The 24,257-nt window shown below is 28.4% G+C and carries 16 protein-coding genes; 14 read left to right on the forward strand and 2 right to left on the reverse strand.

Features of this window, described 5'->3' with window-relative positions:
* Position 1: 1 nt before the first annotated feature.
* From Q1K13_RS12705 to Q1K13_RS12715, 3 genes are all read left to right on the forward strand, one after another.
* Positions 2 to 3,400, forward strand: coding sequence for an FtsX-like permease family protein (locus tag Q1K13_RS12705; protein ID WP_300351585.1), 3,399 nt, complete (start codon positions 2 to 4; stop codon positions 3,398 to 3,400).
* Between the two features lie 192 nt (positions 3,401 to 3,592).
* On the forward strand, positions 3,593 to 4,027 hold the full coding sequence (locus Q1K13_RS12710; RefSeq protein WP_300351588.1) for a globin domain-containing protein: 435 nt from the start codon (positions 3,593 to 3,595) through the stop codon (positions 4,025 to 4,027).
* Positions 4,028 to 4,370: 343 nt separating this feature from the next.
* A complete protein-coding gene (locus Q1K13_RS12715; RefSeq protein WP_300351591.1) occupies positions 4,371 to 5,363 on the forward strand; it encodes a S66 family peptidase in 993 nt (330 codons plus the stop codon).
* A 320-nt stretch (positions 5,364 to 5,683) separates the two neighbouring features.
* Here the strand turns inward: Q1K13_RS12715 and Q1K13_RS12720 are convergent, their stop codons facing one another.
* On the reverse strand, positions 5,684 to 6,085 hold the full coding sequence (locus Q1K13_RS12720) for an oxidoreductase (protein WP_300351593.1): 402 nt from the start codon (positions 6,083 to 6,085) through the stop codon (positions 5,684 to 5,686).
* Between the two features lie 178 nt (positions 6,086 to 6,263).
* Here Q1K13_RS12720 and katG point away from each other — a divergent pair, with 178 nt between their 5' ends.
* On the forward strand, positions 6,264 to 8,468 hold the full coding sequence (gene katG / locus Q1K13_RS12725) for a catalase/peroxidase HPI (RefSeq protein WP_300351596.1): 2,205 nt from the start codon (positions 6,264 to 6,266) through the stop codon (positions 8,466 to 8,468).
* Between the two features lie 603 nt (positions 8,469 to 9,071).
* Here the strand turns inward: katG and Q1K13_RS12730 are convergent.
* Entirely contained in the window at positions 9,072 to 10,295 is a 1,224-nt protein-coding gene (locus Q1K13_RS12730; protein WP_300351599.1) for a helix-turn-helix domain-containing protein, read from the reverse strand.
* Positions 10,296 to 10,717: 422 nt separating this feature from the next.
* On the opposite strand from Q1K13_RS12730, the gene Q1K13_RS12735 reads away from it, so the two are divergent.
* From Q1K13_RS12735 to Q1K13_RS12780, 10 genes are all read left to right on the forward strand, one after another.
* Complete coding sequence (locus Q1K13_RS12735; RefSeq protein WP_300351602.1) at positions 10,718 to 12,958, forward strand: glycoside hydrolase family 2 protein; 2,241 nt, start codon at positions 10,718 to 10,720, stop codon at positions 12,956 to 12,958.
* Between the two features lie 388 nt (positions 12,959 to 13,346).
* Positions 13,347 to 14,201, forward strand: coding sequence for an HAD family hydrolase (locus tag Q1K13_RS12740; protein ID WP_300351605.1), 855 nt, complete (start codon positions 13,347 to 13,349; stop codon positions 14,199 to 14,201).
* 26 nt (positions 14,202 to 14,227) lie between these two features.
* Positions 14,228 to 15,253, forward strand: coding sequence for a sugar kinase (locus tag Q1K13_RS12745; protein ID WP_300351607.1), 1,026 nt, complete (start codon positions 14,228 to 14,230; stop codon positions 15,251 to 15,253).
* Positions 15,254 to 15,767: 514 nt separating this feature from the next.
* Positions 15,768 to 16,454, forward strand: coding sequence for a GntR family transcriptional regulator (locus tag Q1K13_RS12750; RefSeq protein WP_300351632.1), 687 nt, complete (start codon positions 15,768 to 15,770; stop codon positions 16,452 to 16,454).
* Between the two features lie 224 nt (positions 16,455 to 16,678).
* The gene (locus Q1K13_RS12755; RefSeq protein WP_300351609.1) at positions 16,679 to 17,530 is read left to right on the forward strand and encodes an SDR family oxidoreductase; all 852 of its coding nucleotides are present in this window, start codon (positions 16,679 to 16,681) and stop codon (positions 17,528 to 17,530) included.
* 13 nt (positions 17,531 to 17,543) lie between these two features.
* On the forward strand, positions 17,544 to 18,173 hold the full coding sequence (gene eda / locus Q1K13_RS12760; protein ID WP_300351611.1) for a bifunctional 4-hydroxy-2-oxoglutarate aldolase/2-dehydro-3-deoxy-phosphogluconate aldolase: 630 nt from the start codon (positions 17,544 to 17,546) through the stop codon (positions 18,171 to 18,173).
* 98 nt (positions 18,174 to 18,271) lie between these two features.
* The gene (uxuA, locus tag Q1K13_RS12765; protein WP_300351614.1) at positions 18,272 to 19,324 is read left to right on the forward strand and encodes a mannonate dehydratase; all 1,053 of its coding nucleotides are present in this window, start codon (positions 18,272 to 18,274) and stop codon (positions 19,322 to 19,324) included.
* Positions 19,325 to 19,341: 17 nt separating this feature from the next.
* Entirely contained in the window at positions 19,342 to 20,748 is a 1,407-nt protein-coding gene (gene uxaC, locus Q1K13_RS12770; RefSeq protein ID WP_300351617.1) for a glucuronate isomerase, read from the forward strand.
* Between the two features lie 73 nt (positions 20,749 to 20,821).
* A complete protein-coding gene (locus Q1K13_RS12775; RefSeq protein WP_300351620.1) occupies positions 20,822 to 22,216 on the forward strand; it encodes an MFS transporter in 1,395 nt (464 codons plus the stop codon).
* A gap of 89 nt (positions 22,217 to 22,305) precedes the next feature.
* Positions 22,306 to 24,075 carry a glycoside hydrolase family 3 protein gene (locus Q1K13_RS12780; protein WP_300351622.1) on the forward strand — a complete coding sequence of 590 codons (1,770 nt, stop codon included), beginning with the start codon at positions 22,306 to 22,308 and terminating at the stop codon, positions 24,073 to 24,075.
* The last annotated feature ends 182 nt before the right edge of the window (positions 24,076 to 24,257 follow it).

Genomic DNA, 24,257 nt, shown 5'->3' on the forward strand with positions numbered 1-24,257 from the left:
AATGAAAACATATAAAAAGTCTATAATAAGAGAAATTCTTTCATCTAAGGCAAGATTTTTTTCTGTAATTATAATCATCTTTTTAGGAGTTGCTTTTTATTCAGGAATAAAATCAGCTAGTCCAGATATGAATAAGACAATAAATACTTTCTATGAGAATCAAAATTTAATGGATAGTAAGATTGTTTCAACTATGGGACTTTTGGATAAGGATTTAGATTTATTAAAGAATAATGATAAGATACTAGATTATTATGGAACACATACAATAGATGCTAACCTTAGCAATATAAGTAATGTTGTTAGATTTATGGAGTATGATAAGAAGAATAACTTAAATAAGTTAATCGTATTAGAGGGTAAATTACCAGAAAAAAGTGGAGAAATTGCTTTAGATGAAAGGGCCTTTAAACTTAATAAGAATCTTAAAATTGGTGATGAGTTTGTAATTGATACTGATGAAGATACTATGAAGAATTTTAAAGAAAGTAAGTTTAAGATTGTTGGAATGGTAAAAAGTCCTCTGTATATTGAGAAAGAAGGAAGAGGAGTAACCAAAGTTGGAAAAGGAACTATTGATTACTTTGGAGTTTTAAATAGTGAAGATATAAATATGGAGCCTTATACAGAAATCTATGTTAGATTTAAAAATACACAGGGATTTAATGCCTATGGTGATGAGTATAAGGGGTTAATGGAGGAAAATAATAAATATCTTGAAAATTTATATTCAAAAAGGGCAGTTGAAAGAGGAGAAGAAGTAAGAGCAGAGGTTAAAAATAAGTTTAATTCTGCTTATGAGGAGTTAAATTCAAATGAACAATTAATTTTACATAAGGAAAAAGAATTAGAGAATGGAAAAAAAGAGCTAGAAGTAGGAAAAAGTCAGTACCTTCAAAGTAAAGCTGAATATGATAAGAAAATAAAAGAAGGAAATGAAAAGTTTTTATTAGGTGAAAAGAAAATAGAAGAAGGGCAAGCAGAGCTTAATAAGCAAAAAGTAGCTTTTGAAGAGGGACAAAATCAGATAGATAAAGCAAAAGAAAGTATTGATAAAGTAAGAGAAGAATTCTTAAATCAAGGAATTAACCCAGATGAAAGTACTTATGAATTGCAAAATAAGATAGAGGGGCTTAAAAATTTATCAGAAACAATGAAGCCTCTTTCTAATGATATAAAAACCACTGTTAAATCCCTTTCTGAAAATGAGGAGATATCTTCTCATAAAATACAAACTTGGAAAGAGATAATTTCTAAATTAGGATTAAGTGAATTAAATAAAGAAATAAGTGAATTAGAGAGTGATCCTAAGAATAAAGAATTAGCTTTAAGCATATCAAATTCTTTAGAGGAGAAAGGTAAAAGTATTAATGAAAATTATTCAAGCTTAGAATTTTTATTAGTTGGAATTACTAAGTATCAAGAAGGAAAAGAGAAGTATGAGAAAAATCTAAAGGTATTTAATAGTGGAAAGAGTAAGCTAGAACAGGGAGAAAGTGAGTTAGCTAATAAAAAAGAAGAGCTAGCTAAGGGTAAAAAAGCCTTTGAAGAAGGAAAAGTTACAGGAGAGAAAGAACTTAGCAAGGCTAAAGCTAAGCTTGATGAATCAGAAAAGAGCATAGCTTATGGTGAAAAATCTATAGTTGAAAATAAGAAAAAGCTTAAAGATGGAAAAAAAGAAATTGAGGAAAAGGAAAAATCAACTTTAGATGATTTAGGAAAGAGTAAGTATATTATTTTTAATAGAACTGATAATCCAGGATACTCAGGATACAAAGATTCAATAGATAGTTTAAATAGTATAGCCTCTGTATTACCAGTATTTTTCTTCCTAGTGGCAATATTAATTTGCTTAACAACCATGACTAGAATGGTTGAAGAGAAAAGGACAGAAATTGGCACCATGAAAGCTTTAGGATATGATAACTTTAGAATATCTTTAAAGTTTGTTGTATATGCTTTATTAGGAAGTTTAGTAGGATGTATCTTTGGAATTTTAGTTGGAAGTAATATTATACCAAATATCATAAGTAATGCTTACACCAGCGTATATGAAATTCCTAAGCTTGAAACATACTATTATAAAAGCTATATAATTCAATCCTTAGTAATTTCAATTCTGTGTACAGTTGGAGCAGCCTTATTTGTAATAAGAGTTGAGCTTAAAAATAAGCCTTCTAATCTTATGAGACCAAAGGCACCAAAGAGTGGTAAAAAAATATTGTTAGAAAGAATATCTCCATTATGGAAGAGATTAAACTTTAATCAGAAGGTAACATTTAGAAACCTATTTAGATATAAGCAGCGTATGTTTATGACTATCTTTGGAATAGCAGGATCTATGGCACTACTTCTTACTGGATTTGGACTTAAGGATTCAAATAATAAAATGGTTCAAAAACAGTTTAATAAGATATGGAAGTATGAAGCAATGGTTGTCTTTGGAGATAATTCAAGTAAAGAAGATATTAAAAAATACAAGGAAACCTTAAAATCATTGCCTGCCTATGAAAATAACTTAGAAATTCACCAAGAATCAGTAACTCTAAGTAAAAAAGGAATGAACAAACAAACTGTTACTCTTTATGTGCCAGAAAATAAAGAAATTTTAAATCAGTTCATAGTTTTAAATGATAGAATTTCAGGAGAAAAATATAATATTCCAAAAGAGGGTGTTATTATAAATGAAAAATTAGCAAAGCTTTTAGGAGTTTCTATTGGTGATAACATAATATTTAAGGATGAAGAGGAAAATCCTCATGAAGTCAAGGTGGAAAATATAGGAGAAAACTATATTATGCATTCAATATATATGTCTCCATCATACTATGAAAAAGTATTTGGAAAGAAACCAGTTTATAACACAGATCTTCTAAACTTTAATAAGGAAAAGATGAATGAAGATGAAATAACATCAAAACTTATGGAATGTAAAAATGTAATAAATGTAGCCATGACATCAAAAATACAAAAAACAACAGAAGAATCAGCAGCAAATATGAACGTAGTAATGATAGTAATAATCTTATCAGCAGGGGCCCTAGCCTTTGTAGTATTATACAACCTAAACAACATAAATATATCAGAACGTATAAGAGAATTATCAACAATAAAAGTACTAGGATTCTTTGATGATGAAGTTACAATGTATATACTAAGAGAAAATATAATATTAACATTACTTGGAATAGGGGTAGGAGGAATAATAGGAAGAATGCTACATACCTTTATAATAAGAACATCAGAAACAGACACAATGATGATGTATCCTAATATATCACTAAGTAGTTATGTAATATCAGCCCTAATAACTATCTTCTTCTCAGTAGTAGTTATGATTCTTATGCATATTAAACTAAGAAAGGTTAATATGATTGATGCCTTAAAATCAAATGAATAGAAGTCATAAAAAATTAACAATAAAAAATAGGAGCTTTTTTAGTTAATATATTTTTGTTTGAAAATCATTTTAAATAAGTTTATAACAAGTTAATCTTTTTTATCTTGAAAAAAAACAAAATAAGAGTATAATATAATTAATAATTATTATTAATTAATTTTTTTTATTTGATTTTTATGGAGGTAATAAATTATGTTAGATCAAAAGACAATGGATATAATAAAGAGTACAGTACCAGTTTTAAAATCTCATGGATTAGAGATAACTAAAACTTTCTATAAAAATATGTTTGAACAAAACCCAGAAGTTAAGCAATTATTTAATATGGATAAGCAAGAATCAGGAGAACAACCAAAAGCTTTAGCAATGGCTATATTATCAGTTGCTCAAAATATAGACAACCTAGAGGCTATAAAACCAGTAGTAGATAGAATAGGGGTTATACATTGTAATTCAAAGGTTCAATCAGAACATTACCTAATAGTAGGGAAACACCTATTAGGAGCAATAAAAGAAGTTTTAGGTGATGATGCAACTGAAGATGTAATAGATGCTTGGGCTAAAACTTATGGTGTTATAGCTGAAATATTTATAAATAATGAAAAAGAAATTTATGTTTCAAATTAAAAGCAATGTGAAAAAGATGAGTTATTTTTATAACCCATCTTTTTTTATAAATAAAAATCTATTTATTTGCAAAATGAAATTAAACTAAATATGATTATAAAAACCGTATTAAATAAAATTTATTAGAATTTATTAATTTTATCAAAGATTTAATTAATAAATTTAAGAATGATAGATGACCTTTATGTGCTATAATATCTTGTAATAATTAGTTTTTAAATAATAATTAAATACTAATCCAATTTAATATTGAAATTTATGAGTAAAATTTTTATATATTAATAAGTAATTATCTACAATTCAGTATAATTTTAAATTTTGTATTGAAAAAAGGAGAGTTTAAATGAATAAAATGTTAAGATTAAAGAAAGGTGATACTATAGGTATTTTTTCACCATCATCACCTATAACTTATGTATGTCCTAAAAGATTTGAAAGGGCAAAGAAATATTTAGAGGATAAAGGTTTTAAGATATTAGAGGGGAACTTAACAGGAAAGCATGATTTTTATAGATCAGGGAGTATTAAGGAAAGAGCAGAGGAGTTAAATAGTTTAATTAGAAATCCTGAGGTAAAGTGTATTATGTCTACAATTGGAGGTATGAATTCAAATTCAATTCTTCCATATATAGATTATGATGCATTTAAGAAAAATCCCAAAATAATAATAGGGTATTCTGATGTTACAGCTATTTTACTTGCAATATATGCTGAAACTGGCATAAGCACTTATTATGGACCAGCCTTAGTAGCTTCTTTTGGAGAGTTACCACCCTTTGTTGATTGTACATATAAATATTTTAAGGATATTTTAATAGATGAACCAAAGTTTCCTTATGTATTTGAAACTCCTAAATATTGGACAGATGAATATATTAATTGGGAGACACAAGATAGAAGTAAGGAAAAAAGAGATAATAAGTGGATTACAGTATATGAAGGTATTACTAAAGGAAGAGTAATAGGTGGAAATTTAAATACTATGCAAGGAATATGGGGAAGTAAGTACATGCCTGAAATAAAAGAGGGAGATATACTTTTCATAGAGGATTCTTTAAAAGATGCAGCAACAATAGAAAGAAGTTTTTCTCTTTTAAAACTTAATGGAGTTTTTGATAAGATTTCAGGAATAATCCTTGGAAAACATGAATTATTTGACGACCAAAAAACAGGAAGAAAACCCTATGAAATATTGTTAGAGGTATTAGGAGATAAAAAGTTACCATTTATTGCAGATTTTGATTGTTGCCATACACATCCAATGATAACTCTACCAATAGGATGTGAAATAGAACTTGATGCCACTAATAAAAATATAAGAATTCTAGAGATATAGAATTTTAAAGTTTTGAATGTATCCTAAATAAGTTTAAATTTTAGGCTCTGCTTTAAACTAGTGTTGATTTTAGATATAACTTTAAGAACATCTTAATGAATAGCTAAAATCAACACTTTCTTAAAATAGAGCTAAATTTTAATATCAAGTATAGTTACATAAATCTATTATGAAATAATTTATGTTTAAATTTAAATCTATATTATTTTTCAGATAAATTATTGTTCATCTTTTTTAATAGTCTTAGAAATTCTTTTTTCAAAGCAATTTATTCCTGTTTCTTCATATATTTTTTCTATACCAGATAAAGTTTCAAATCCTCATACTGTTATAATAGGAATATTAACTAATTTTTTTATTTCTTTTTCAAAATTTATGAAATAACCTTCTTTTTCTATTAGATGACCATCAAATTCTTGTCTAACCATACTTTTTGCTTTCACATGAACGTTACCTGATATCTCTAAGGCATAAACACCTATCTTCTCTAACATTATACATATTTTTTTAGTATCTTCAAATGTTAATCCACCATCAAAAAACTCTGTAGCAGTAAGTTTTACTATTATAGGAAAGTCATCACCTACATTTTTTCTGACTTCTGTACAAATCTCTTTTAAAAATCTAAATCTATTTTCAAAACTTCCACCATATTCATCTGTTCTTCTATTATAATAAGGACTTAAAAACTGATTGATTAAGTATGTATGTGCCTCTGTCAAAGTATTTTAAAAAATAGTCCATATATAACTTTCTAAATATTATTTGTTATTTTCTTCATAGTAATACTTATATATTTATATAATTTACTGAATATTATTTATATAAGAGAGTGTGGATATTTCATATGCTTTTATAAATTAAGTGGGTATGGAAATAAGGGGAGTAAGGAGGAGTTTTATGGAAGAGAAAAGATGTCCAGTGACTGGGAGAACAAGTAAAGAAATGTTTAGTGGTGGAACAACTAATGAGTATTGGTGGCCAAAACAACTTAGACTTAATATTCTTCGTCAAAATTCAGAGCTAAGTAACCCTATGAATAAGGATTTTAATTATGCTGAAGAGTTTAAAAAGTTAAATTATTATGGATTAAAGAAGGGTTTGTATAAGCTTATGACAGATTCTAAGGAGTGGTGGCCAGCTGACTATGGCCATTATGGACCATTTTTTATTCGTATGGCTTGGCATAGTGCTGGAACTTATAGAATTAGTGATGGAAGAGGGGGAGGAGGACTTGGACTTCAACGTTTTCCACCACTTAATAGTTGGCCAGACAATGTAAATTTAGATAAAGCTCGTCGTTTACTTTGGCCAATTAAAAAGAAATATGGAAACAAAATATCTTGGGCTGATCTTATTATATTAACAGGTAATTGTGCATTAGAATCTATGGGATTAAAGACAATTGGTTTTGGTGGTGGAAGAGAGGATGTTTGGGAACCACAGCAAGATATTTACTGGGGTAGTGAAAAAGAATGGCTTGGAAATGATGGACGTAATAAAGAAGAAAAAGAGCTTGAAAATCCTCTTGCTGCTGTACAAATGGGTTTAATTTATGTAAATCCAGAAGGACCTAATGGAAAACCAGATCCTAAGGCCTCTGTTTTTGAGGTGAGAGAAACATTTTCTCGCATGGCAATGAATGATGAGGAAACTGTTGCCTTAATAGCTGGTGGTCATACCTTTGGTAAATGTCATGGGGCCGCATCACCTTCTTATCTTGGACCAGAGCCAGAAGCTGCCCCTATTGAAGAACAGGGGTTAGGATGGAAAAATAGCTATAAAATGGGTAAAGGATCAGATACTATAGGGAGTGGCATTGAAGGAGCTTGGAAAGCAGAACCTATAAAATGGACAATGGGATATTTAAAGACCTTATTTAAGTATCAGTGGGAATTAGTTAAGAGTCCAGCTGGGGCATATCAATGGCTAGCTAAAGATGTAGATGAAGAGGATATGGTGGTTGATGCTTATGATCCATCAAAAAAACATAGACCTATGATGACTACAGCAGATTTAGCCCTTATTAATGATCCTATTTATAAGAAGATTGCAGAAAATTATTTAGAAAATCCAAAAAAATTTGAAGAGGATTTTGCAAAGGCTTGGTTTAAGTTAACTCACAGAGATATGGGGCCAATAGATAGATATCTTGGGCCAGAGGTTCCAAAAGAAAGGTTTATTTGGCAAGACCCACTACCAGAAGTTAATTATAAATTGATTAATAAAAAGAATATACAAGAACTTAAGAAAAAGATTTTGGATTCAGGTTTAGGAATAGGAGACCTTGTTGAAACAGCTTGGAAATCCTCATCAATATTTCGTAATTCAGATAAGCGTGGAGGAGCAAATGGAGCAAGAATACGCTTAGAACCTCAAAAAGAGTGGGAAGTTAATGAACCTGAAAACCTTAGTAAAGTATTAGAGAAATTAGAAAAAATTCAAGTTAATTTTAATAACTCACATTCAAAGGGAAAAAAGGTTTCTTTAGCTGATATTATTGTTTTAGGTGGATGTGTTGGAGTTGAGCAAGCCATAAAAAAAGCAGGATATAATATTGAGGTTCCTTTTACTCCAGGAAGAAGTGATGCAACACAAGAGGATACAGATATAAATTCATTTAGTGTTCTCGAACCTAAGGGAGATGGCTTTAGAAATTATATAAAAGAGGGATATGAAAAAGTATCAGATGAAATGTTAATTGATAAGGCTCAATTATTAGGTTTAACTATTCCAGAAATGACAGTATTAATTGGGGGTATGAGAGTATTAAACACTAATTATAAAAAATCAAAGTATGGAGTGTTTACAAAGAGAAAAGAACATCTTACAAATGATTTCTTTGTAAATCTTCTTGATATGAATACAGCTTGGAAAAAATACTTAGAAGATAAGGAAATATATATAGGTTTTGATAGGGAAACAGGAAAGACAAAATGGACAGCAACAAAGGTTGATCTTATATTTGGATCAAATTCCCAACTTCGTGCAATTGCTGAGGTTTATGCATCCAGGGGAAATAAAGAAAAGTTCATAAAAGATTTTGTATATGCATGGAATAAGGTAATGAATGAGGACCGTTTTGATATTAAAAATCACAAGTAATAATTATAATAAGTAATAAATAGTATGCAATAAAGGGGCTTTATAAAAATATAATAATAAAACTTACAAATATATTCCTAGAATTACTAGATTTCGATAAGAATTTATAATCATTACTATTAAAATATCACTAAAGCTTAGAAACTTGCTATGCTTTAAGCAATCTAAGCTTTTTAAGGTGATATTTTTTACGTAATAATTTAAATTCTAAAGCTCATCTAGATATTCTCTTCATATTATTTGTAAGTTTTATGAAAAGTTATTTTTATACATGCCCTTTATTATTTTTACTATTAATACTATTATAGCTGTTATTAGAATTGAGCTTATAATTGATGCAATAATAGAACTTATGGATATAGATACCATATTGAGTATAAATATGGTTAAAGAAAATATAAATATTATTAATATATATAGGTTATTTTTAAAAAAAGCCATAATAATTACTCCTCATATTTTACATAATTATATTATATTACAAATTTAAGTAAAATATGTATTAAAATATTAGTAATAAATTAAGTATATAGTAAAGCTATTGAAAAAGAAAAAATTCACGATGTAGAGAAAAAAATTTATGCTTTTTATTTTTGTCTTTTATTATTCAGACTCTAAACTTTTTCTATATTGATTTGGGGACATTCCTATTTCTTTTTTAAAGAGAGTATAGAAATAAGAAGTATTATTTAAGCCAATTAAATCACCAATTTCACTAATAGATAAATCAGTAGTTTTTAATAGTTTTAATGAGGTATAAATTCTTTTTTTGTTAATGAAAGTAATAATATTTGTTCCTAATTCTTTCTTAAATAAGCGAGTTAGATAATCTGGTGATAAGCCTATTTCAGAGGCAATTTTTTTTACTGTAAGATTAGATGAAAGATTTAAATTAATAAATTCAAGAGTTAGTTTTACAATAGGTGAATATTTTGAAAGTGAATGTTCCTTAGTAAGAATACAATAAGAACGTATCATTTGAAGAGGAATGTCATTAAGAACTTCAAATGACAATGCTTTTTCTATTTTTATTGCCCATTTTGCTGATAATTCATCTAAATATATTGGGTGAACCCCACCTAAATATGAAGCTCTACGAAATAGGGTATTAGTGCTAAGCAAAAGGTTTTTTGTGTTTCTTATGGAGTCATTAATCCTTATAATCTCTAAACATTTTAAATCATATTTTTCAAAGAAAGATTGAGCAAGCATCACATCCCCTTTTGTAATATAAGACAATAATTTTTCCTCATCAGCATATCTATTTTCAATAGTTTTATACATAGAACTACGATTTATATTTTCTACAAACAATTCATAACTAGAATTTTCCTTTGGAAGAATACTTAAATCTAAAGTATCAACCTTAGGGGAAAGAGGAGTTTCTGTAATATATTCATTTATAGTTGATAAAATTTCAAATAGGGTTGAGGCATCAATATAGGGTAAACTTTGATAATATGATTTAAATTTATTAGTATGATTTAAGTTAAGTTTTAAATTATTTATAATAGAAAAAATTAAATTATCAGGTAGTGGATTTTCTAAAAAAGGCCCTATTAAAAGATGGTTATCCTCTTCTTTAGAGAGGCACAAGGCATAATATTGAGTGTTAAATGGAGTTATAATATTAGTTATTGATGAGTTTTTACATTTTTTAGAATACTGTTTTAAGCATTCATAAAGATGAAAATTTATCATAGAAGAAAAATCGGAGCTTTCTTCAAAATTAAAGGATTCTAACTTTATTTCTTTTATGTAATTAACCTTAACTGGAATACATTTAGAAAGTAACTTTTGTATAAAATTTAAAACATCTAATTTCATAATTGAATCTCCTTATATAAGAAAAATTTAGCAATATAATCTATAAAAAGCTCTGTTTTTAACAAGTATTGATTTTAGATAGAACTTTATGACCATCTTAATAAGCAGTTTAGAGTTTCATTGAATATGGAAGAATAATAGCATTAAGAAGCGAAGTTGTTTGACCAAAGGGAGTTTCTTCGCTTTAGCTATTATTCTGGAATATTCAATAGAAACTCTCTGCGCAATTAAGTAGGTCTGAAGAGATAGCTAAAATCAAAACTTTCTTAAAACAGAACCTTATAAAAAAATACAAAAATCGCGGATATGTAAATATTATAGACGGATATATGAATAAATAAAAGTTTTTTTTAGTTATAATTAAAATATATATGAAAACGATATTTGAATTTGTATTTATATGAATTTAGGGGGAGGAAAACATGAGAAAAATATATAATTTTAATAAAAAATGGGCTTTTTCAAAGGAAGCTACAGAAGTACCAAGTGTTATGCCAGAGAGATGGTATTTTGTTACATTGCCTCACACTTGGAATGATATAGATGGACAAGATGGTGGAAATGATCTTTATAGAGGTACAGCTTATTATGCGAAGGAATTAGAAAGAGCAGAGTTACCAAAGGGAGATAAATATTATTTAGAATTTTTAGGAGCAAATTCTTCAGCAATTTTATATGTTAATGGAAAGAAATTAGCACAGCATCATGGAGGATATTCTACATGGAGAGTAGATATTACTGATGTTTTAGAAGATAAAAACCTAGTAGTAGTTGAAGTTGATAATTCTAAAAATGATAGAGTATATCCACAACATGCAGATTTTACTTTCTACGGAGGAATTTATCGTGATGTAAATATTATTGCAGTTAATAATTCACACTTTGATTTAGAATATTATGGCTCTCCAGCTATTATGGTAACTCCAGAAATAGTAGGAAAAGATGCTAAGGTTTCTGTGGAAGTCTTTGTTAAAAATATTAAGGAAAATCAAAAGTTAGAATATATATTAAAGGATGCAGATGGAAATGTAATTTTACAAAAAGAAACAGATGCAAAGGAAACAAAGGTTATATTTGAGGTTGAAAATGTTCACTTATGGCATGGTAAAAAGGATCCATATTTATATAGTGCTGAAGTATATTTAAAAGAAGAGGAAATTTTAGATAATGTTAGCACTAGATTTGGATGTCGTACTTTTAAAATTGATCCTGAGCTTGGATTTATATTAAATGGAGAGGAATATCCTTTAAGAGGAGTATCTCGTCATCAAGATAGATGGGGAATAGGAAATGCATTACTTCCTGAACATCATGAAGAAGATATGGATATGATATGTGAAATGGGAGCAACAACAATCCGTCTTGCTCATTATCAGCATGATCAATATTTCTATGATCTATGTGATGAAAAAGGTATGGTTGTTTGGGCAGAGATTCCTTATATTTCTATGCATATGCCAAAGGGTAGAGAAAACACAATATCACAAATGAAAGAATTAGTTGTTCAAAACTATAATCATCCATCAATTGTTGTTTGGGGATTATCTAATGAAATAACAATGCAAGGACCTTCTGATGAAGATTTAAGAGAAAATCATGTTATTTTAAATGATTTAGTACATGAAATGGATAAAACAAGACTTACAACAATGGCTTGTGTATCTATGTGTAAAATAGATGATCCATATGTTCAAATTCCAGATACAGTATCTTATAATCATTATTTTGGATGGTATGGGGGAGATACATCTGAAAATGGGCCTTGGTTTGATAATTTCCATGAAAAGTATCCAAATATTCCAATAGGATGTAGTGAATATGGTTGTGAAGCATTAAATTGGCATACATCTAACCCAGAACAAGGGGATTATACAGAGGAATACCAAGCTTATTATCATGAGGAATTAATAAAACAATTATTTAATAGAAAATATTTATGGGCAACACATGTATGGAATATGTTTGATTTTGGGGCAGATTCACGTAATGAAGGTGGAGAAAATGGACAAAACCATAAAGGATTAGTTACTTTTGATCGTAAATATAAAAAGGATTCATTTTATGCTTATAAAGCTTGGTTATCAGATGAACCATTTGTTCATATTTGTGGAAAGAGATATGTTGATAGGGTAGAAGAAACTACAAAGGTTACTGTTTATTCAAACCAACCTGAAGTAGAGTTATTTTCAAATGGAAAGAGTCTTGGAAAGCAAAGTTCTCCTGAACATTTCTTTTATTTTGAAGTTCCTAATAATGGAGAAACTACTTTAGTGGCTATGGCTGGACAATGTAAAGATGAGAGTTTTATTCGTAAAGTAGAGACTTTTAATGAGGAATATCGTTTAAAAGAGAATGGGGCAATTTTAAACTGGTTTGATATAACTACACCAGAGGGATATTTCTCCATTAACGATAAAATATCTGAAATTATGGATTCAGAAGAAGCAAATAAGATTTTCATGGACTTTATTTCTCCTTTAGTAGGACTTATGATGGGAGGAGAAAAGAAAGTAACTGGTATTTCAGAAGATATGATAAAAATGCTTAGAGGATTCACAGTTATTAGATTTTCAACTCTTCTTGGGGCTGCTGAAGTAAGTCTTACAAAGGAACAATTACTTGACTTAAATTCAAAATTTAATAAAGTTAAAAAGAACAAATAGAAATAAGCAAACAATATGATTTAAATAAGCAAAAATTTTATAGGGGCTATATAAAAATATATTATGCTTTAAGATAGTATTGATTTTAAAACAGACTAATAAAATAAAAATGGGCATGTATCAAAATAAGTTTTGTTATTATATTTTGATACAGCCCCTTTTGTTTATAGAATATGATTAAAATTCTTTGAGAAAAGTTATATGTTTACTTATTTTGTTAATTATATATAATAATTGAAAACAAATTCAAATAATATTGAAATTAAAATACTAATATGCTAGTATACAAGTATAAAATGATAAGTTTATATATTAGGCTCTGTTTTAAATCAACACCCTTTTAAAACAGAACAATATATTAAAATAATTAACAGTAGGTGGAGAAATGATGAGTAATATATTACATGAATTTAAAAAGCAAAAGGATTTTCTTATATGCATAGATTCTGATGGATGTGCAATAGATACTATGGACATAAAACATATAAAATGTTTTGGACCATGTATGATAAGAGAGTGGAATCTTGATGAATGGAAAGAAAGTATATTATATAGATGGAATGAAGTTAATCTTTACACATTAACAAGAGGAATAAACAGATTTAAAGGGTTAGCATTAGCACTTATAGAAGTTAATGAAAAACATAAGGAAATTGAAGGCTTAGATGAGTTTGTAAGATGGACTGAAGAAACTAAAGAACTTTCAAATGAATCTTTAGAGTGTGAAATAGAAAAAACTAATAATATATGTCTAAAAAAAGCTTTAGAGTGGTCAAAGGAGGTAAATAAGTCAATTGATTTATTAGAAGATGATGAAAAACTTCCATTTGAAGGGGTAAAGGAAGCCATATTAGAAGCTAAAAATAAAGCAGATATAGCCATAGTATCTTCTGCAAATGAGAAAGCTGTTTTAGATGAGTGGAGTAAACATAATCTTTTAGAGAATGTTGATATAGTTTTAACTCAAAATATTGGCTCTAAGGCTTATTGCATAGGAAAACTTATTGAAAAAGGATATAATAGAAAAAATGTATTAATGGTTGGTGATGCTTTAGGAGACCTTAAGTCAGCTAAGGAAAATGAAGTTTTATTCTATCCAATAATGGTTAGAAAGGAAAAGGAATCATGGAATAGATTTTCAAAGGAAGCTTTACACAAGTTCTTTAATAATTTATATGGAGAAGAATATCAAGAAAAAGTTATAGATGAATTTAAGTCTAATTTATCTAAGAAAAATCTATAAAAATTAAATAAAGGTGGAGTTTTTATATGGGGAATTTAGGATTTAAAAGCAAAAAAGTATTAGGCTTTGGGGAAATAATGCTAAGGCTTACCCCTCCTAATAAACAAAAGATAATGCAATCAAATTCTTTTGAGGCTGTTTATTCTGGAGGAGAGGCTAATGTAATAGCAAGCCTTGCTATATTAGGACATGATACTAAATTTATAACAAAACTTCCAGATAATTATTTAGGAAAGAAAGTAATAAGTAAATTTAGAGGGTATAATGTAGATGTGGATGATGTTGTTTTAGGGGAAGGTAGATTAGGTGTTTATTACTGTGAAGTTGGACATGGACTTAGAAGTACTGAGGTTATTTATGATAGAAAATATTCAGCAATATCCTTGGCAGAAAAGGATGAATTTAATATAAAAGATATGTTAAAAGGTGTTGGATTAGTTCATTTATCAGGAATAACTCCAGCTTTAAGCAATAATTTAAAAGAATTAATTATAGATATTGTAAAAGAATGTAAAGAGCAGAGCATATTAGTTTCTTATGACTCAAATTATAGATCTAAGTTATGGTCAATAGAAGAGGCTAAAGAGGTATTAGAAGAAATTTTACCATACATAGATTTTGCTTTTTTAGGCTATTTAGATATGGTAAATATATTAAAATTTGATGATAATGATTTAGAATTCAATGAGAAATTAAGATGTCATTATAAAAATTTATTTGAAAAATATCCTAATTTAAAATATGCTGCATGTACTAAAAGAACTGTAAATTCAATAAATAATAATACTTTACAAGGGTATTTATATGATGGTAATGAACTTTTTGAATCAAATTCATATACCTTTGATATATTAGATAGAGTTGGTGGAGGAGATGCTTTCACAGCAGGTATATTGCATGGAATTTTAAATGAAATGGACAATAAAAGAATTATAGAGTTTGGAACTTGTGCAAGTTCTTTAAAGCATTCAATAATAGGTGATATAAATATTGTTGATGAAGAAACTATTAATTCATTTATAGATAATGGGATATGTAATGTAAAGAGATAAGTTGATATTTTAAATTAGTTATTATGGTCATAGGTTCATAATAAATTATGTCATGCAAAAGGGATAAACTTTTAAAACTATTTTTAGGACTTAGATAATAGGTTGTGGAATGTAAGGACATATAGGCATAATATATAGTTTTTATAATTTTTTTGTGATATAATTTGACATACTAGTGTACTAGATAGATATGAGAAAATCTAAACATTATTTTATAGTTTGAGGGTGTAAACCTCAGGGGCTTATGTCAGAGGTTTTAAGCCCATTGCTTTGGTTTTTTATCATGTATCCAAAGTATTTCAAAATGACAGTTTTAGTTAGATAAAGATTTAGCTTTTTAATAGCATGACTTTTAAAGATTTCAAGAAAATCAAAGATGTTAAAAGGTTTAAAAAAGTCTTAAAGAAAAATAAAAAGTTAGTGACAAATATGCAATGAATAAAATAATGGAAGGTGGTGAATATCGTTGTCAATGAAGAGTTATATATGTTTATAGAGTTTGGCAACGGAAAAAATGATTCTTTATGAAAAAATAGACAAAGAAACTAGTAAAGACTATGCTTATAGAGTATTAAAAGATAATATTATGTGCTTAGAATTAAAACCAGGTGAATTATTAAGTGAGTCTGATTTAGCTAAAAAATTAAGCATATCAAGAACCCCTATAAGGGAAGTATTAATAAGACTTAAGGCTGAAAATTTAATAGAAGTTAAGCCTCAAGCTGGAACTTATGTTTCTTTAATAGATTTAAAACTAATAGAAGAAGCTATTTTTATTAGATATAATCTAGAAAAAGAAGCACTTAAAGAGGCTTGTGAAAACTTTTCTGAAAATACATTTATGGAGATGGAAACCTGTTTGTTTGCTCAGAATTTAATAACTCAAAAAAAGGAAAATTTACTTGAGTTCCATAATTTAGATAAAGAGTTCCATAAATTATTGTTTGTTGGAATAAATAAACCTAATGTATGGGAATCTATTTGTAATATAAGTACACATTACAATAGAATGAGATTGCTTGCAGAAAAGAAATTAAAAAAAGAATTTCTAATAGACCAACATAAAACCTATTTAGATATTATAAAAAATAAAGATGTGGATAATATTGAAGAGGTTGTCTCAAAACATATTAAGGATCCTGTTAAACAATGGGAAAAATTAATAAAAGAAGATGAAGAAATAATAAGTTATATAGTTTAATATTATGATTAAAAAAAGAAACAATATACACAAATAATTTAGAATTTATTTATGTATATTGTTTCTTTTTTGTTTTAAAATAACAAGTAAATATATAAATGGTTTAAAAGTAATTAAAAGGTAAATTATTTACAATATGTTAATTAAAATGTTTACATAAAAGTGTTGAAGTTGATATATTAATATGCTAGTATACAAGTATAGCGATTGAAAGGGGAATTAAAATGAAATTACCATTTAACATTGATTTAAAAGATAAGGTTTGTGTTGTAACAGGGGGAACAGGAGTACTTTGTGGAGCTATGGCAGATGCCCTTGCAAAGTGTGGAGCAAAAGTTGCTATCTTAGCTTTAGGACAAGAGCCTTGTGATAAAAAGGCAAAAGAGATAAATGAAAAAGGCGGAATAGCAATTGGAATTGATTCTAATGTTTTAGATAAAGAAAGTTTAAGAAAAGCCCATGAAGTGATTCTTAAAGAGTTTGGCAAAGTTGACATATTAATAAATGGAGCAGGTGGAAATCATCCAAAAGGAACTACTACTAAGGAATATTTAGATATGGAAGATTTAAATAATGAGGATTTAACTACATTCTTTGACTTAGATCCTAAAGGAGTAGAGTTTGTATTTAATTTAAATTTCTTAGGAACATTGCTTCCATCACAAGAATTTAGTAAGGATATGATTGGTAGAGAAGGAACTACAATAATTAACATATCATCAATGAATGCATTTACACCACTTACTAAAATACCAGCATATTCAGGAGCAAAAGCTGCAGTAAGCAACTTCACAAAATGGCTTGCAGTACATATGTCACATGTTGGTGTAAGAGTAAATGCAATAGCACCAGGATTTTTCGTTACAGCTCAAAATGAAAAATTATTATTTAATGAAGATGGAACACCAACTCCTAGAACTGAAAAAATATTAAATAGTACACCTATGAAAAGATTTGGTGAAGCTGATGAATTAATAGGAACATTATTATATTTAGTATCTGAAGAAGCATCAGGCTTTGTAAATGGAGTAGTTATTCCAGTAGATGGAGCATTTTCAGCTTATTCAGGGGTATAGGGAGGAAAAAATAATGGTTTTAAATGAATTAAAAGCAAATGGAATAGTAGCTGTAGTTAGAGGAAAAAGTCATGAAGAAGCTAGAGGTTACATGGATGCTTGTTTAAAAGGTGGAATTAAATCATTAGAACTTACTTACACAATACCAAATGTATGTGAACTTATAAAGGAATATAGTTCAAATGAAGAGGCTTTAGTTGGAGTTGGAAGTGTTTTAAATGGTAAAATGGCTTCTGATGCTATTTTAGCAGGAGCAAAATATGTTGTAAGTCCAGGATATAGCGAAGAAGTAAATAAGGTTTGTAAAGAGATGGAGGTTCTTTATTTACCAGGATGTATGACAGTAAGCGAGATAATGAAAGCTATTGATACTGACAATAAAATGATTAAGTTATTCCCAGCAGAAGTGTTTGGAGCAAAATATATAAAGGCAATAAAGGCACCAATTCCTAATGTTGAAATAATGCCAACAGGTGGAGTTTCAGTAGATAATATTGAGGAATGGTTTGAAAATGGAGTTTCTTGTGTAGGAGTTGGAGGATCTTTATTTAAGGGTTCACTTGAAGATATAGAAAACACTGCTAGAACTTTTGTAGAGAAAATAGAAAAAATTAAAGCTAAAACTTTAGTTTGTGTGAAATAGAAAAAGTTTTGGTTTAAAAATTTTTGAGAAAACTAGTATACTAGTATTTTAATTTCTTTTAAGTAAATTTTAAAAATAGTAATTAAGGAGGAAAAACTATGGAAATGACATTCAGATGGTATGGAAAAGATGATCCAGTTAAAATTGAATACATCAAGCAAATACCAGGAATGAAAGGAATAGTTACGGCTATATATGATATTCCAGTTGGAGAAGTTTGGCCGTTAGATAGAATTTTAGAATTAAAGAGAGAAATAGAAAGTCATGGATTAAAGCTTTCTGTAATAGAAAGTGTACCAGTACATGAGGATATAAAACTTGGTTTACCAAGTAGAGATAAGTATATAGATAATTATATACAAACAATTAGAAACTTAGCAGAGGCTGGTGTAGATACTATATGTTATAACTTTATGCCAGTATTTGATTGGACAAGATCTGATTTAAATTATGAGTTAGAAGATGGTTCAACTTGTTTAATATATGATGAAGAGCAAGTTAAAAAGATGGATCCTGCTTTAGGTGAATTAGAATTACCAGGTTGGGACACTTCTTATGGAGAAGGCGGTCTTAAAGGATTATTAGAACAATATAAAGATATAGATTCAGAGGTATTATGGAGCAATTTAAATTACTTTATCCAAAGAATAATGAAGGTTGCAGATGAAGTGAGAATGAAAATGGCAATACATCCAGATGATCCACCATGGGGAATATTTGGACTTCCAAGAATCATAACTAATTTTGAAAACTTAAAGAGATTTATAGATTTATATGATAGTCCTTATCATGGAATTACATTATGTACAGGCTCTTTAGGATGTACAAAAGTTAATGATATGGTTGAAATGATTAATTACTTTGGTAAAGAAAGAAACAGAATACACTTTGCTCATCTTAGAAACGTAAAAATAACAGGAGATAGTAGTTTTAATGAAGTAGCTCATTTATCAGAGTCAGGATCTTTAGACTTTTATGAAATTGTTAAAGCTTACTGTGATTATGATTTTCAAGGTCCTTACAGACCAGATCATGGAAGAATGATATGGGGAGAAACTGGTAGACCAGGATATGGATTATATGATAGAGCTTTAGGTGCAGTTTATATTAATGGCTTAATAGAAGCAATTAAAAAGAGTAAGAATAATTAATTTCAAGGAGAGAAAATATGAAGAAATTTATGGATAAAGACTTTTTATTAGAAAATGAAGTATCAAAAGTTTTATACCATAATTACGCTTCAAAAGTGCCAGTTTATGATTATCACTGTCACTTGGTTCCTATGGAAATAGCCACAAATCATGAGTTTAAAAACTTAACAGAAATGTGGCTATACCATGACCACTATAAGTGGAGAGCTATGAGAAGCTTTGGTATAGATGAAAAATATATAACTGGAGATGCCAGTGATTATGATAAGTTTTATCAGTTTGCTAAAATGATGCCTTATTTAATAGGAAATCCTATTTATCATTGGTCACATCTAGAACTTAAAAGATTTTTTGGTATTGATGAAATATTAAGTGAAAAGACAGCTGAGATTATTTGGAATAAAGCTAATAAATCAATAAAAGAAAATAAATTAACCTCAAAGAAATTAATTGAAATGTCAAATGTAGTTTATATTGGAACTACTGATGATCCTATAGATGATTTAAAATATCATAAACAAATAAAAGAGGATAAAACATTTAAATGTTCAGTTAATCCAAGCTTTAGACCAGAAAAAGCAATGAAGATAAAAAATGATGGATTTGTAGAATACATAAATAAATTATCAGAAGTAAGTAATATCTCTATTAAATCCTTTTATGATTTAATTAAGGCTTTAGAAGTTAGATTAGATTATTTTTATGAAAATGGATGTATGATTACTGATCATAGCTTAGAAAGAGTTGTTTTTTATAATTATTCATGTGAAGAAATTAACAATATATTTACTAAAGCATTAAATAATCATCATATAACGGATGAAGAGGCTTCAAAATATTCAATTGCATTATTAATTGCTCTTGGAAAAATGTATTCAGAAAGAAAAATGGTAATGCAACTTCACATAGGTGCCTTAAGAAATAACAATACAAGAATGTTTAATAAAGTGGGAGCAGATGCAGGCTTTGATAGTATTGATGATGGAGAAATAGCATATTCACTTTCAAAAATATTAAATGAGTTAGACAGAGAAGATAAACTTCCAAAGACAATTTTATATTGTTTAAATCCTAAAGATAATGAAGTTATTGGAACTATGATTGGTAATTTTCAAAATGGAGAGGTAGCTGGAAAAATTCAATTTGGATCAGGTTGGTGGTTTAATGACCAAAAAGATGGAATGGAAAGACAAATGATGGCCTTATCTCAGTTAGGTCTTATAAGTCAATTTGTGGGAATGGTAACTGATTCAAGAAGTTTTCTATCATATACAAGACATGAATATTTTAGAAGAATATTATGCAATTATTTAGGAAATTTAGTTGAAAGTGGACAATATCCTTATGATGAAGAAATATTAGGGGAAATAACACAAAATATATGTTATTGGAATTGTGAAAGATATTTTAAAAAGATATTTTGATATACACCCATGCAAATAATGGTGTAAACGTATTTATATATTTTATATTAAATAAAATAGGGGGAAAAGGGATATGCTTCTTAACTTAATAAATAAAAAAGAAAAACAAGTTAAAGAATTTAATATGGGTGATAAGATAGGATATGCATTGGGAGATGTAGGATGTGGAACATTCTTTCAATTTGTAACAACATATTTAATGGTTTTTTATACTGATGTATTAGGAATAAGTGCAGCGGCTGTAGGAACTCTTTTTATAGTAGCTAGAATATGGGATGCAATAAATGATCCTATAATGGGTGTTATTGTAGATAAAACTGGGACAAGTGAATATGGTAAATTTAGACCTTATTTAATTAGATTTGGTATTCCAATGCTTTTAGTAGGAATACTTGTATTTACTAAAATACCAGGATTACCTGAAAATATGAAATTACCTTATGCATATATAACATATATTTTATTTGGTATGTTATATACGGCTGTTAATATTCCATATGGTTCATTATCATCAGTTATGACAAGAAATCCAGAGGAAAGAACAGCATTATCTACTTTCAGAAGCATAGGTGGAATGATCTCAGGAATAATAGTAATGCTTTTTGTTCCAGGTTTAATTTATAAGGACAATGTAGCAACAGCAAATGGATTTTTAAAATGTGCTATTTTATTTGCCATAATATGTTCAATATGCTTTGTATATACATTTAGATTAACTAGAGAAAGAATAGTTACTGAAAAAAATTCTGAAAATAAATCAAATGTTAAGAATTCATTAAAGACATTATTGAAAAATAGAGCCTTTGTAGGAATTTCATTATCATCATTTGCTATGTGTGCAAGTATGTTTATTACAATTGGATTAAATGCATATTTATTTAAAGAGTATTTTAAGAATACAAATTTAATTGCAGTTAGTGGAATGGCTTCAATGTTACCTGCATTAATTGTTATTCCATTCATAGGAAAATTAGTTAAGAAATTTGGTAAAAAAGAAGTGGCCTGTGCTGGAACTTTGTTATCTGCTTTGGTTTATGGATTTTTATTCATTTCTCCAATAACTAATCCATATGTTTATATTGGATTTACAATGACTGCAGGAATAGGAAATGGTATTGTAAGTGCTTTAACATGGGCATTGATTGCAGATGCTATTGATTATCAAGAATATATTAGTGGTGAAAGAAATGAAGGAACAGTATATTCAACATATTCATTATTTAGAAAATTATCTCAAGCTATTTCAGGTGGGATTGGAGGATTTGCTCTTGGACTTTTAGGATATGAGGCAGGAGCAGTGCAACAAGCTGAATCAGTTGGAGTTGGAATTAAAAATATAATTTGTGGAACTAACTTTGTTGGATTAACAATATCATTATTATCACTTATGTTTATATTTAACTTATCTAAAAAGAAAGTTGAAGAAGTTAATGAAACTTTAAATAGCAGAAAAGTAAATGTAGTTTAAAAATAAATTTAAAAAATTTAAATAAGTTGATGTATTACATATATAAATGTAATATATCAACTTATTAATAAATATTGGAGGAAATAGTAATGACAAATTTAAAAGTTAAACCATATAATTTAGATGATGAAGCTATAAGATGGGTAGAAGATACAATTTCAAATATGTCTATAGAAGAAAAAATTGGACAATTATTTGTTAATATGGGGGCTAGCCGTGAAGAAGAATATTTAAAGAGTGTTTTAGATAATTATCATATAGGAGCCGTTCGTTATAACCCTGCTAAGGCAGAAGAAGTATATGACCAAAATAGAATTTTACAAGAAAACAGTAAGATACCTTTATTAATTGCAGCTAATACAGAGGCTGGTGGAAATGGAGCTTGTACAGATGGAACTTATGTTGGTAACCAAGTTAAAATAGGAGCAACAAATGATCCAAAGTATGCTTATGAAATGGGGCGTATTTCAGGAGTTGAGGCAGCTTCCATAGGATGTAACTGGAGCTTTGCCCCTGTTGTTGATATAAATATGAACTGGAGAAATCCTATAATATCAAGTCGTTGTTATTCTCAATATGCAGATGAGGTATTAAATTTTTCATTAGAATATATGAGAGGAATAATGGAAAGTGGAATTATGCCAGCTGCTAAGCATTTCCCAGGAGATGGTGTGGATGAAAGAGATCAACACTTATCCTTTGCTCCAAATACTTTATCTACTAAAGAATGGGATGAAACTTTTGGAAAAGTTTATTCAGGATTAATAGAGGCTGGTCTTCCGTCAATAATGGCTGGACATATTGCTTTACCACAATACGTAAAAGAATTTAATAAGGAAGCTACAATTGAAGAATTAAATATGCCTGCGACATTAAGTAAATACATAATAACAGACTTACTTAAAGGTAAAATGAATTTTAATGGATTAGTAGTAACAGATGCTTCTCATATGGTTGCTATGACTTCAGCTATGAAACGTAGTGAAATGATACCACAGGCAATTTCAGCAGGATGTGATTTATTCTTATTCTTTAATGATCCAGATGAAGATTTTAAATGGATGATGGAAGGATATGAAAAAGGAATTATAACAGAAGAAAGACTTCATGATGCATTAAGAAGAATTTTAGGGTTAAAAGCTAAGCTTGGATTACATAAAAAAGCTAAAACTGAAATAATGCAGCCAAAAGAAGAAGCAATGGCTAAAATAGGAATGGAAGAAAATAAAAAACCAGCATTAGAAATTGCTGATAATGGAATAACATTAGTAAAGAATAAACAAGATATATTCCCAATTTCTCCAGAAAAAACAAAGAGAGTATTATTAGTAAATGCTAAAGGGCATGATGGAGGATTTGGTAAGCTTATTACAGCTATGATGGGAGCTGGAAAAAGCCCAGTTCAAGTTGTTAAAGAATTATTAGAAAAGGAAGGCTTTCAGGTTGAAATTTACGAATCAGCAATAGAAAAAGCATTAAAATTACCACCAGAAGAAATGAAAAAAGAGCTTATGAATGCTTATGCTGGTAAAAGACCATTGTCAGAGTTAACTTCTAAGTATGATTTAATAATAAATTTTGCAGATGTAAATCCAAGTACAGATCAACGTCTTCAATGGTTAGCTAGTAAAGGAACTCCAGATATTCCATTTTATGTACATGAAATACCTACAATATTTGTTTCATTACAATGCCCATTCCATTTAGCTGATGTTCCTCAAGTTAGAACTTATATAAATGCTTATGATTCTAAAGAGTTTACTCTTAAAATCTTAGTTGAAAAAATGATGGGACGTTCAGAATTTAAAGGAATAAATTCTGTAGATGCATTCTGTGGATTAGAAGATACTAGATATTAATCAAAGTTAAAGTTTGGTTTTGTTTTAAGAGAGTGTTGATTTTAGCTATCCCTTAAGACCTACTTAATTGCGCAGAGAGTTTCTATTGAATATTCCAGAATAATAGCTAAAGCGAAGAAACTCCCGTTGGTCAAACAACTTCGCTTCTTAACGCTATTATTCTTCCATATTCAATGAAACTC

Origin of the sequence: Clostridium sp., assembly GCF_029267215.1 — a bacterium.
Taxonomy (GTDB): Bacteria; Bacillota; Clostridia; order Clostridiales; family Clostridiaceae; genus Sarcina.

Coding starts and splice junctions, on each gene's coding strand:
- Q1K13_RS12705 (WP_300351585.1), top strand. CDS start 2: ATGAAAACATATAAAAAGTCTATAATAAGAGAAATTCTTTCATCTAAG.
- Q1K13_RS12710 (WP_300351588.1), top strand. CDS start 3,593: ATGTTAGATCAAAAGACAATGGATATAATAAAGAGTACAGTACCAGTT.
- Q1K13_RS12715 (WP_300351591.1), top strand. CDS start 4,371: ATGAATAAAATGTTAAGATTAAAGAAAGGTGATACTATAGGTATTTTT.
- katG (WP_300351596.1), top strand. CDS start 6,264: ATGGAAGAGAAAAGATGTCCAGTGACTGGGAGAACAAGTAAAGAAATG.
- Q1K13_RS12730 (WP_300351599.1), bottom strand. CDS start 10,295: ATGAAATTAGATGTTTTAAATTTTATACAAAAGTTACTTTCTAAATGT.
- Q1K13_RS12735 (WP_300351602.1), top strand. CDS start 10,718: ATGAGAAAAATATATAATTTTAATAAAAAATGGGCTTTTTCAAAGGAA.
- Q1K13_RS12740 (WP_300351605.1), top strand. CDS start 13,347: ATGAGTAATATATTACATGAATTTAAAAAGCAAAAGGATTTTCTTATA.
- Q1K13_RS12745 (WP_300351607.1), top strand. CDS start 14,228: ATGGGGAATTTAGGATTTAAAAGCAAAAAAGTATTAGGCTTTGGGGAA.
- Q1K13_RS12750 (WP_300351632.1), top strand. CDS start 15,768: ATGATTCTTTATGAAAAAATAGACAAAGAAACTAGTAAAGACTATGCT.
- Q1K13_RS12755 (WP_300351609.1), top strand. CDS start 16,679: ATGAAATTACCATTTAACATTGATTTAAAAGATAAGGTTTGTGTTGTA.
- eda (WP_300351611.1), top strand. CDS start 17,544: ATGGTTTTAAATGAATTAAAAGCAAATGGAATAGTAGCTGTAGTTAGA.
- uxuA (WP_300351614.1), top strand. CDS start 18,272: ATGGAAATGACATTCAGATGGTATGGAAAAGATGATCCAGTTAAAATT.
- uxaC (WP_300351617.1), top strand. CDS start 19,342: ATGAAGAAATTTATGGATAAAGACTTTTTATTAGAAAATGAAGTATCA.
- Q1K13_RS12775 (WP_300351620.1), top strand. CDS start 20,822: ATGCTTCTTAACTTAATAAATAAAAAAGAAAAACAAGTTAAAGAATTT.
- Q1K13_RS12780 (WP_300351622.1), top strand. CDS start 22,306: ATGACAAATTTAAAAGTTAAACCATATAATTTAGATGATGAAGCTATA.